Below are 11,762 nucleotides of genomic sequence, written 5' to 3'. Positions count from 1 at the left end.
CATAATAACGATGGCGATGAAAAAGTTGCTCATAGCGTCGCTGCTGTTTAGCAGCGCCACCGTATACGGTGCTGAAGGGTTCGTCGTGAAGGACATTCATTTCGAAGGCCTACAGCGTGTCGCCGTTGGTGCGGCCCTCCTCAGTATGCCAGTACGTCCTGGCGATACGGTGAATGATGAAGACATCAGTAACACCATTCGCGCGTTGTTTGCCACCGGCAACTTCGAGGATGTACGTGTCCTGCGTGATGGTGACACCCTTCTCGTCCAGGTGAAAGAACGCCCGACAATCGCCAGCATCACCTTTTCCGGCAACAAGTCGGTGAAAGATGACATGCTGAAACAGAACCTTGAGGCTTCTGGCGTGCGTGTTGGTGAATCTCTGGATCGCACCACTCTGTCCGATATCGAAAAAGGACTGGAAGACTTCTACTACAGCGTCGGTAAATACAGCGCCAGCGTAAAAGCTGTCGTCACTCCGCTGCCGCGTAACCGTGTTGACTTGAAACTGGTCTTTCAGGAAGGCGTTTCCGCCCAGATCCAGCAGATCAATATCGTGGGTAACCACGCATTCTCGACTGAACAGCTGATCTCCAACTTCCAGTTACGTGATGAAGTGCCGTGGTGGAACGTCGTCGGCGATCGCAAATATCAGAAACAGAAGCTGGCAGGCGACCTCGAAACCCTGCGTAGCTACTATCTGGATCGCGGTTACGCGCGTTTTAACATTGATTCAACTCAGGTTAGCCTGACGCCGGATAAAAAAGGCATTTACATTACCGTCAACGTGACCGAAGGCGATCAGTACAAGCTTTCCGGTGTGCAGGTTAGCGGTAATCTGGCAGGGCACTCTGCCGAAATTGAAAGCCTGACTAAAATCGAGCCGGGCGAGCTGTATAACGGCACCAAAGTGACCAAAATGGAAGATGACATTAAAAAGCTTCTTGGTCGCTATGGCTATGCGTATCCGCGTGTTCAGTCTCAGCCTGAAATCAACGACGCCGATAAAACCGTTAAGCTGCATATCAACGTTGATGCGGGCAACCGCTTCTACGTGCGTAAGATCCGTTTCGAAGGCAACGACACCTCTAAAGATACCGTACTGCGTCGTGAAATGCGTCAGATGGAAGGGGCATGGCTGGGCAGCGATCTGGTCGATCAGGGCAAAGAGCGTCTGAACCGTCTGGGGTATTTCGAAACTGTCGATACTGAAACCCAGCGTGTGCCGGGCAGCCCGGATCAGGTTGATGTTGTTTACAAGGTTAAAGAGCGCAATACCGGTAGCTTCAACTTCGGTGTCGGTTACGGTACTGAAAGTGGCGTCAGTTTCCAGGTTGGCGTACAGCAGGATAACTGGTTAGGCACCGGTTACTCTGTCGGTATCAGCGGCACCAAAAATGATTACCAGACCTATTCTGAGCTCTCCGTCACAAACCCGTACTTCACCGTTGATGGTGTAAGCCTCGGTGGTCGTATCTTCTATAACGACTTTAAAGCGGATGATGCGGATCTCTCCTCATACACCAACAAAAGTTACGGTGTTGATGGCACGCTCGGCTTCCCGATTAACGAGTACAACACGCTGCGTACCGGTTTAGGCTATGTACATAACAGCTTGTCGAGCATGGAACCGCAGGTTGCGATGTGGCGTTATCTGGACTCCGTGGGGCAGAATGCCAGCACCACGAGTGATGACAACGGCTACTCTGCGGACGATTTCACCTTCAACTTCGGTTGGACCTACAACAACCTTGACCGTGGTTACTTCCCGACGAAAGGTTCGCGTGTCAACCTGAACGGTAAAGTGACGATCCCGGGCTCCGATAACGAATTCTACAAAGTCACTGTCGATACCGCGTCCTACTTCCCGGTTGACGACGATCACAAATGGGTGGTTCTGGGCCGTACACGTTGGGGATATGGCGATGGTTTAGGTGGTAAAGAGCTGCCGTTCTATGAGAACTTTTACGCAGGTGGTTCAAGCACTGTTCGTGGCTTCCAGTCCAATAACATTGGTCCGAAAGCGGTTTACTACGGCGGCAGCGGGTTGGATAACTGCAATTCAACCACCGCGCAATATTGTAAGTCTGACGATGCGGTGGGCGGTAACGCAATGGGTGTTGCCAGCGTGGAGCTGATTACCCCAACACCGTTTATCAGCGAAAAATATGCTAACTCTGTACGCACCTCGTTCTTCTGGGATGCAGGTAGCGTTTGGGATACAAACTGGGATAATACCGCGCAGATGAAAGCGCTGGGTATTCCGGATTACAGCGATCCGAGCAATATCCGTATGTCTGCTGGTATCGCACTACAATGGATGTCCCCATTGGGGCCGTTGGTATTCTCCTACGCCCAGCCGTTTAAAAAGTACGATGGAGACAAAGCGGAACAGTTCCAGTTTAACATTGGTAAAACCTGGTAACGCCGCACGGCAACGGAATGCGTAGCAGTGTAGTGATGGCTGCGGCTTTGAACAAAAGGCCCAGCCACGCAAAGAGCTGTACCTCCGGGTACAAACGGGATGGTAAGGAGTAAATTGTGAAAAAGTTGTTATTAGCTGCGGGTTTTAGTCTGGCAATGGCAGCGTCGGCTCAGGCAGCTGACAAAATTGCAATTGTTGATATGGGTAGCCTGTTACAGCAGGTCGCGCAGACTTCCGGCGTTTCTCAGACCATGAAAAACGAATTCGGCGGCCGTGCTAACGAACTGCAAAGCATGGAATCCGACCTGCAAGCAAAAGCACAGCGTTTGCAGCGTGACGGTTCTACGATGAAGGCGAGCGAACGCAGCAAGCTGGAGAAAGATATTTCTTCCGGTCGTCAGGCATTCGCCCAAAAAGCGCAGGCTTTCGAACAGGATCAGGCGCGTCGTTCTAACGAAGAGCGCGGCAAACTGGTAACTCGCATCCAGTCCGCAGTGAAAAAAGTTGCGGCCGATCAGGGTGTTGATCTGGTTATTCCTTCCAACGCCGTTATTTACAACAGCAACGATGTAAAAGACATCACTGCTGATGTACTGAAACAGGTTAAATAAGTAATGCCTTCTATTCGACTGGCTGATTTAGCTCAACAGTTGGATGCAGAATTACACGGTGATGGCGATATCGTCATCACCGGCGTTGCGTCCATGCAATCTGCCGAAGCAGGCCACATCACTTTCATGGTAAATCCCAAATACCGTGAACACCTGACCGCATGTCAGGCCTCTGCCGTTGTCATGACGCAGGACGACCTTCCTTTTGCCAAAAGCGCTGCGCTGGTCGTGAAAAACCCGTACCTGACCTACGCGCGGATGGCACAAATTCTTGATACCACGCCGCAGCCGGCGCAAAACATCGCTCCCGGAGCGGTGATTGACCCGACGGCGGCGCTGGGTAGCAATGTGGCAATTGGCGCGAATGCCGTGATTGAATCCGGCGTTACTCTTGGCGATAACGTCGTTATCGGCGCGGGTTGCTTCGTGGGGAAAAATACGAAAATAGGCGCAGGTTCGCGTCTGTGGGCCAATGTATCCATTTACCATGAGATTGAGATCGGTGAAAATTGCCTGATTCAATCAGGTACGGTTATTGGTTCTGATGGCTTTGGTTATGCCAACGATCGCGGCAATTGGGTTAAAATCCCGCAACTTGGTCGCGTGATTATCGGTAACAACGTCGAAATCGGCGCGTGTACAACAATTGACCGCGGCGCGCTCGACGACACTGTTATCGGCAACGGCGTCATTATCGATAACCAGTGCCAGATTGCACATAACGTTGTGATTGGCGACAATACCGCAGTTGCGGGTGGTGTCATCATGGCGGGCAGTTTGAAAATTGGCCGCTATTGCATGATTGGTGGTGCCAGCGTAATCAATGGCCATATGGAAATTTGCGACAAGGTTACCGTAACGGGCATGGGGATGGTAATGCGTCCTATCACTGAACCTGGGATTTATTCCTCTGGCATCCCGTTACAGCCGAACAAAGTGTGGCGTAAAACCGCCGCTCTGGTGATGAATATCGATGATATGAGCAAGCGTTTGAAAGCTGTCGAGCGCAAGGTTAATCAGCAAGACGAATAATTCATCCAACTAACGCTTGTACACAAAAGCATTCGGGCGACAGAAAAAGCGACATAACGCCTCTGCAACTCGAAGAACAAAGTGTATATACTTCCCGGCCTGTGGGCATTCTTAAGATTGCCGCGGGCCGTGTTATTATTGCTTTTTAGTATATTTAGACAGGAAGAGTATTTTGACTACTGACACTCATACTCTGCACATTGAAGAGATCCTGGAGCTTCTGCCGCACCGTTTCCCGTTTTTACTGGTAGACCGTGTGCTGGATTTTGAAGAGGGTCGTTTTCTGCGCGCAGTCAAAAATGTTTCGGTAAACGAACCGTTTTTCCAGGGGCATTTCCCTGGCAAACCGATTTTCCCGGGCGTGCTGATCCTCGAAGCAATGGCGCAGGCAACCGGTATTCTGGCGTTTAAAAGCGTTGGCAAACTGGAGCCGGGTGAGTTGTACTACTTCGCCGGTATCGACGAAGCGCGCTTTAAGCGTCCTGTGGTACCAGGCGATCAAATGATCATGGAAGTCACCTTCGAGAAAACCCGCCGCGGCCTCACCCGTTTCAAAGGTGTTGCGCTGGTAGACGGTAAAGTTGTTTGTGAAGCTACTATGATGTGTGCACGTAGCCGGGAGGCCTGATACGTGATTGATAATACCGCCTTTATTCATCCAACCGCCATTGTTGAAGACGGCGCCATTATTGGCGCTAACGCTCATATTGGCCCGTTTTGTATTGTGGGACCTCACGTTGAAATTGGTGAAGGTACCGTCCTGAAATCTCACGTTGTCGTTAACGGCCACACAAAAATTGGTCGCGATAATGTGATTTATCAGTTCGCCTCCATCGGCGAAGTTAACCAGGATCTGAAATATGCTGGTGAACCGACCCGTGTGGAAATTGGCGATCGCAACCGCATTCGCGAAAGCGTCACCATTCACCGTGGCACAGTACAGGACGCTGGACTGACGAAGGTGGGCAACGATAACTTACTGATGGTTAATGCGCATGTCGCGCACGACTGTATAGTGGGTAATCGCTGTATCCTCGCGAACAACGCGACACTGGCAGGGCATGTCTCCATCGGTGACTTTGCTATTGTTGGCGGCATGACTGCCATCCATCAGTTCTGCATTATTGGCGAGCACACGATGATTGGTGGCTGCTCGGGCGTCGTGCAGGACGTTCCGCCGTACGTTATCGCTCAGGGCAACCATGCCACACCGTTCGGTGTGAACATCGAAGGCCTGAAACGTCGCGGGTTTAGCAGAGAAGCGTTAGTGGCTATCCGTAATGCGTACAAACTCCTGTACCGCAGCGGTAAAACGCTGGAAGAGGCAAAACCGGAAATCGCTGAGCTTGCCGCGAAGCACCCGGAAGTTGATGCGTTTATGCAGTTCTTTGAACGCTCAACGCGTGGCCTGATTCGTTAATGGTCGACCATCGTCCTCTTACGATAGCCCTCGTCGCCGGAGAAACCTCCGGCGATATTCTTGGTGCAGGTCTTATCCGGGCACTGAGAGCGCGTGTGCCCAATGCCCGTTTTGTGGGTGTGGCTGGGCCACGTATGCAGGCGGAAGGGTGTGAAGCCTGGTATGAAATGGAAGAGCTGGCGGTGATGGGCATTGTTGAGGTGCTGGGCCGTTTACGTCGCTTGCTGCATATTCGTGCGGATTTGACCCGTCGCTTCAGCGAACTGAAACCGGATGTGTTTGTCGGTATCGACGCGCCGGATTTCAACATTACCCTTGAAGGCAATCTGAAAAAGCAGGGTATCAAAACCATTCACTACGTCAGCCCGTCCGTCTGGGCGTGGCGACAAAAACGCGTTTTCAAAATTGGCAGAGCCACCGATCTGGTGCTGGCGTTTCTGCCTTTCGAAAAAGCGTTTTACGATAAATTTAACGTACCGTGCCGGTTTATCGGCCATACCATGGCAGATGCCATGCCGTTGGATCCCGATAAAGGCGCCGCCCGCGATCACCTTGGTATCCGCCGGGATGTGCACTGCCTGGCGCTGCTGCCGGGAAGCCGTGGCGCGGAAGTGGAAATGCTCAGCGCGGATTTTCTGCGCACCGCACAGTTGCTGCGTGAGCGTTATCCGGATCTGGAAGTGGTTGTGCCGCTGGTCAATACGAAACGTCGCGAGCAGTTTGAGCGCATTAAAGCAGATGTCGCGCCAGAATTGCCGGTGCATATGCTTGATGGTCAGGCGCGCGAAGCGATGTACGCCGCTGACGCCGCGCTGCTGGCATCGGGCACCGCCGCGCTGGAGTGTATGCTGGCGAAATGCCCGATGGTGGTTGGCTATCGCATGAAGCCGTTCACCTTCTGGCTGGCAAAACGGCTGGTGAAAACGCCATATGTTTCGCTGCCAAACCTGCTGGCCGGGCGTGAGCTGGTGAAAGAACTGTTGCAGGATGAATGCCAGCCGCAAGCGCTGGCCGCCGCGTTAGATCCGCTGTTGGCCAATGGCAAAACCAGTCACCAGATGCATGACATTTTCCGTGAGCTGCATCAGCAGATTCGCTGCAACGCCGATGAACAGGCAGCTGAAGCGGTACTGGAGTTAGCAAGATGATCGAGTTTGTTTATCCGCACACGCACCTGGTTGCGGGTGTGGATGAAGTAGGGCGCGGCCCGTTGGTGGGCGCAGTTGTGACGGCCGCGGTGATCCTCGATCCCGAGCGTCCTATTTTCGGCCTGAATGATTCAAAAAAATTATCCGAAAAACGCCGTTTATCGCTCTACGACGAGATCAAAGAGAAAGCGCTGGCCTGGAGCCTGGGCCGCGCAGAGCCGCACGAAATTGATGAGCTGAACATTCTGCACGCCACCATGCTGGCGATGCAGCGCGCCATCGCCGGCTTGCCCATCACGCCGGAATACGTGCTGATTGACGGTAATCGTTGCCCGACGCTTGCGATGCCTTCGATGGCGGTAGTTAAAGGCGATAGCCGGGTGGCGGAAATTAGCGCAGCGTCGATCCTCGCAAAAGTAACGCGAGACGCAGAAATGGCCGCACTTGATGTCGTCTTTCCGCAATATGGCTTTGCGCAGCATAAAGGCTACCCCACTGCTTTCCATCTGGAAAAGCTGACGGAACACGGCGCAACGGAGCATCACCGACGCAGTTTCGCGCCGGTGAAACGCGCGTTGGGCCTTGTCTCCTGACCCTTAAGAACGTGAAATAACCAGGCTGGAATTTAAAAATGGCTGAACCACGTTTCGTACACCTGCGGGTGCATAGCGACTATTCCATGATTGACGGGCTGGCGAAAACCGGGCCGCTGGTGAAGAAGGCGGCCGCACTTGGCTCGCCCGCGCTGGCGATCACCGATTTCCTCAACCTGTGTGGTCTGGTGAAGTTTTACGGAACGGCACACGGTGCCGGGATCAAACCGATCGTCGGGGCTGATTTTCATGTGCAAAGCGATCTGATCGGTGATGAGCTAACGCAGCTGACCGTGCTCGCCGCCAACAATACCGGCTACCAGAACCTGACGCTGCTGATTTCCCGCGCCTATCAGCGCGGCTATGGCGCGGCAGGCCCGTGGATCGACCGCGACTGGCTGGTCGAGCTCAACGAAGGGCTGATCCTACTTTCTGGCGCGCGGATGGGCGACGTGGGTAAAAGTCTGCTGCGTGGCAACAGCGCCCTGGTCGAGCAGTGCCTCGATTTCTATAAAGAACATTTTCACGATCGCTACTTTCTGGAATTGATCCGTACCGGCCGCGCAGACGAAGAATCCTATTTGCACGCGGCGGTTGCGCTGGCGGAAGAACATGGCCTGCCCGTTGTCGCCACTAACGACGTGCGTTTTCTTGAGGCGGGAGATTTCGACGCCCACGAAATTCGCGTGGCGATCCACGACGGTTTCACCCTGGACGATCCCAAACGCCCACGCAACTACTCGGCGCAGCAATATATGCGCAGCGAAGAGGAGATGTGCGAACTCTTTGCCGACATTCCGGAAGCGCTGGAAAACACCGTCGAAATTGCTAAACGTTGCAACGTTACCGTGCGTTTGGGCGAGTACTTTCTGCCGCAGTTCCCGACCGGGGAAATGACCACCGAAGACTTCCTCGTTGCCAAATCAAAAGAGGGCCTGGAAGAGCGTCTGGAGTTTCTCTTTCCCGATCCGGCCGTGCGCGCCGAAAAACGCCCGCCTTACGATGAGCGTCTCGATATTGAGTTGCAGGTTATCAACCAGATGGGGTTCCCTGGCTACTTCCTTATCGTGATGGAGTTTATCCAGTGGTCGAAAGACAACGGTGTGCCGGTCGGGCCTGGCCGTGGCTCCGGTGCGGGATCGCTTGTGGCGTATGCACTGAAAATTACCGACCTCGATCCGCTGGAGTTTGACCTGCTGTTCGAACGTTTCCTGAACCCGGAACGTGTCTCAATGCCTGACTTCGACGTCGACTTCTGCATGGAGAAGCGCGACCAGGTTATCGAACACGTCGCGGATATGTACGGTCGTGACGCGGTTTCGCAGATAATCACCTTCGGTACGATGGCGGCGAAAGCGGTTATTCGTGATGTAGGTCGCGTGCTGGGCCATCCGTACGGGTTTGTTGACCGTATTTCCAAACTGGTGCCGCCGGATCCGGGCATGACGCTGGCAAAAGCGTTTGAAGCTGAGCCGCAACTGCCGGAAATCTACGAAGCGGACGAAGAAGTTAAGGCGCTGATTGATATGGCGCGAAAACTGGAAGGGGTAACGCGAAACGCCGGTAAACACGCCGGTGGTGTGGTGATCGCGCCGACCAAAATTACCGATTTTGCGCCGCTTTATTGCGATGAAGCCGGGCAGCATCCGGTCACCCAGTTTGATAAAAACGACGTGGAATATGCGGGTCTGGTGAAGTTCGACTTCCTCGGCCTGCGCACGCTGACCATCATCAACTGGGCGCTGGAGATGATCAACGCCCGTCGCGAAAAACACGGCGAGCCGCCTTTGGATATCGCCGCCATCCCGCTGGATGACAAGAAAAGCTTCGACATGCTGCAACGCTCGGAAACCACCGCGGTGTTCCAGCTTGAATCGCGCGGCATGAAAGACTTGATCAAGCGTCTGCAACCGGACTGCTTCGAAGATATGATAGCCCTGGTGGCGCTGTTCCGTCCCGGGCCGCTGCAATCCGGCATGGTGGATAACTTTATCGACCGTAAACACGGGCGCGAAGAGATCTCTTATCCGGATGTGCAATGGCAACATGAAAGCCTGAAACCGGTACTGGAGCCGACCTACGGCATTATCCTGTATCAGGAACAGGTCATGCAGATTGCGCAGGTGCTTTCTGGCTATACCCTCGGCGGCGCGGATATGCTGCGTCGTGCCATGGGTAAGAAAAAGCCAGAAGAGATGGCCAAACAGCGTTCCAGCTTTGAAGACGGCGCGAAGAAAAACGGCATCGACGGCGAACTGGCGATGAAAATCTTCGACCTGGTGGAAAAATTCGCCGGGTACGGGTTTAACAAATCGCACTCCGCCGCCTATGCTTTGGTTTCATACCAGACGCTGTGGCTAAAAGCGCACTATCCGGCCGAGTTTATGGCAGCGGTAATGACTGCCGATATGGACAACACCGAGAAAGTCGTCGGCCTGGTAGACGAGTGCTGGCGCATGGGGCTTAAGATCCTGCCGCCGGATATCAACTCCGGGTTGTACCATTTCCATGTTAATGATGACGGGGAAATTGTTTACGGTATCGGCGCGATCAAAGGTGTGGGCGAAGGGCCGATTGAAGCGATCATTGAAGCGCGTAACAACGGTGGCTACTTCCGCGAGCTATTTGATCTCTGCGCGCGCACTGATATCAAAAAGCTCAATCGCCGGGTGCTGGAAAAACTGATTATGTCCGGGGCGTTTGATCGCCTTGGGCCGCATCGCGCCGCGCTGATGAACTCGCTCGGCGATGCGCTGAAAGCCGCCGATCAGCACGCCAAAGCGGAAGCGATCGGCCAGGCCGATATGTTCGGTGTGCTGGCGGAAGAGCCGGAGCAAATCGAACAGTCCTACGCCAGTTGCCAGCCGTGGCCGGAACAGGTACAGCTTGATGGTGAGCGGGAAACGTTAGGTTTGTACCTGACGGGCCACCCGATTAACCAGTATTTAAAAGAGATTGAGCGCTATGTCGGAGGCTACAGGCTGAAAGACATGCATCCGACCGAACGTGGGAAAATCACCACGGCGGCGGGGCTCGTTATTGCTGCGCGGGTTATGGTCACCAAGCGTGGCAATCGTATCGGCATCTGTACGTTGGATGACCGTTCCGGGCGGCTGGAAGTGATGTTGTTCACTGACGCGCTGGATAAATACCAGCAGTTGCTGGAAAAAGACCGCATACTTATCGTCAGCGGACAGGTCAGCTTTGATGACTTCAGCGGGGGGCTTAAAATGACCGCCCGCGAAGTCATGGACATTGACGAAGCCCGGGAAAAATACGCCCGTGGGCTTGCTATCTCGCTGACGGACAGGCAAATTGATGACCAGCTTTTAAACCGACTCCGTCAGTCTCTGGAACCCCACCGTTCGGGAACCATTCCAGTACATCTCTACTATCAGAGGGCGGATGCGCGCGCACGGTTACGCTTCGGCGCAACCTGGCGTGTCTCTCCGAGCGATCGTTTACTCAACGATTTGCGTGGCCTCATTGGTTCGGAGCAGGTGGAACTGGAGTTTGACTAATACAGGAATACTATGAGTCTGAATTTCCTTGATTTCGAACAGCCGATTGCTGAGCTGGAAGCGAAAATCGATTCTCTGACCGCCGTTGGCCGTCAGGATGACAAACTGGATATTAACATCGACGAAGAAGTTCATCGTCTGCGTGAAAAAAGCGTTGAACTGACACGCAAGATTTTCGCCGATCTTGGCGCATGGCAGGTTGCACAATTGGCTCGCCATCCGCTGCGTCCATACACCCTGGATTATGTCCGCCTGGCTTTCGACGAATTTGACGAACTGGCTGGCGACCGCGCTTATGCAGACGATAAAGCCATTGTTGGCGGTATCGCGCGTCTTGAAGGTCGCCCGGTGATGATTATTGGTCATCAGAAAGGCCGCGAAACGAAAGAAAAAATCCGCCGTAACTTCGGTATGCCCGCACCGGAAGGCTATCGCAAAGCGCTGCGCCTGATGGAAATGGCAGAACGCTTTAACATGCCGATCATCACCTTTATTGACACCCCGGGCGCGTACCCTGGCGTCGGTGCAGAAGAGCGTGGTCAGTCTGAAGCGATCGCCCGTAACCTGCGTGAAATGTCCCGCCTGAACGTGCCGGTAATTTGCACCGTGATTGGCGAAGGCGGTTCCGGCGGCGCGCTGGCAATTGGCGTGGGCGACAAAGTGAATATGCTGCAATACAGCACCTATTCCGTTATCTCCCCGGAAGGGTGTGCGTCGATTCTGTGGAAAAGCGCCGACAAAGCGCCGCTGGCAGCAGACGCAATGGGCATCATCGCGCCGCGCCTGAAAGAGCTGAAGCTTATCGACTCCATTATTCAGGAGCCGCTGGGTGGCGCTCACCGTAACCCGGAAGCGATAGCCGCTTCACTGAAAGCGCAGCTGTTAGCCGATCTGGCGGATCTGGATGTGCTGAGCAAAGAAGATTTGCGCAACCGCCGTTACCAGCGTCTGATGAGCTACGGCTACGCCTGACTCTCATCCCACTCTGAAAAGCCGCACCGCTGTGCGGCTT

The 11,762-nt window shown here is 53.9% G+C and carries 9 protein-coding genes; all 9 read left to right on the top strand.

What is annotated here, in order from left to right; genetic code table 11:
• Positions 1 to 10 precede the first annotated feature (10 nt).
• The 9 genes from bamA (at position 11) to accA (ending at position 11,722) form a co-directional block, all read left to right on the top strand.
• Positions 11 to 2,425, top strand: a complete 2,415-nt coding sequence (gene bamA / locus Q5705_12380) for an outer membrane protein assembly factor BamA (GenBank protein ID WLI75396.1) — start codon at positions 11 to 13, stop codon at positions 2,423 to 2,425.
• Positions 2,426 to 2,541: 116 nt separating this feature from the next.
• Positions 2,542 to 3,036, top strand: coding sequence for a molecular chaperone Skp (skp, locus tag Q5705_12375; GenBank protein WLI75395.1), 495 nt, complete (start codon positions 2,542 to 2,544; stop codon positions 3,034 to 3,036).
• Between the two features lie 3 nt (positions 3,037 to 3,039).
• Positions 3,040 to 4,068 (top strand): UDP-3-O-(3-hydroxymyristoyl)glucosamine N-acyltransferase, encoded by a 1,029-nt coding sequence (gene lpxD, locus Q5705_12370; protein WLI75394.1) that lies wholly within the window; start codon positions 3,040 to 3,042, stop codon positions 4,066 to 4,068.
• 172 nt (positions 4,069 to 4,240) lie between these two features.
• Positions 4,241 to 4,696 carry a 3-hydroxyacyl-ACP dehydratase FabZ gene (fabZ, locus tag Q5705_12365; protein ID WLI75393.1) on the top strand — a complete coding sequence of 152 codons (456 nt, stop codon included), beginning with the start codon at positions 4,241 to 4,243 and terminating at the stop codon, positions 4,694 to 4,696.
• Positions 4,697 to 4,699: 3 nt separating this feature from the next.
• Entirely contained in the window at positions 4,700 to 5,488 is a 789-nt protein-coding gene (gene lpxA / locus Q5705_12360; protein WLI75392.1) for an acyl-ACP--UDP-N-acetylglucosamine O-acyltransferase, read from the top strand.
• Positions 5,488 to 6,636: a lipid-A-disaccharide synthase gene (gene lpxB / locus Q5705_12355; protein WLI75391.1), complete on the top strand. Its 1,149-nt coding sequence runs from the start codon at positions 5,488 to 5,490 to the stop codon at positions 6,634 to 6,636. Before lpxA ends, lpxB begins: the two co-directional genes overlap by 1 nt.
• Positions 6,633 to 7,229 carry a ribonuclease HII gene (rnhB, locus tag Q5705_12350; protein ID WLI75390.1) on the top strand — a complete coding sequence of 199 codons (597 nt, stop codon included), beginning with the start codon at positions 6,633 to 6,635 and terminating at the stop codon, positions 7,227 to 7,229. The genes lpxB and rnhB overlap by 4 nt, the downstream gene beginning before the upstream one ends.
• A gap of 38 nt (positions 7,230 to 7,267) precedes the next feature.
• Complete coding sequence (gene dnaE, locus Q5705_12345) at positions 7,268 to 10,750, top strand: DNA polymerase III subunit alpha (protein WLI75389.1); 3,483 nt, start codon at positions 7,268 to 7,270, stop codon at positions 10,748 to 10,750.
• Positions 10,751 to 10,762: 12 nt separating this feature from the next.
• Positions 10,763 to 11,722, top strand: coding sequence for an acetyl-CoA carboxylase carboxyl transferase subunit alpha (gene accA, locus Q5705_12340; GenBank protein ID WLI75388.1), 960 nt, complete (start codon positions 10,763 to 10,765; stop codon positions 11,720 to 11,722).
• The last annotated feature ends 40 nt before the right edge of the window (positions 11,723 to 11,762 follow it).

Origin of the sequence: Kosakonia sp. H02 (assembly GCA_030704225.1) — a bacterium.
Classification (GTDB): domain Bacteria; phylum Pseudomonadota; class Gammaproteobacteria; order Enterobacterales; family Enterobacteriaceae; genus Kosakonia.
This window is presented reverse-complemented; position numbering and strand designations above follow the sequence as displayed.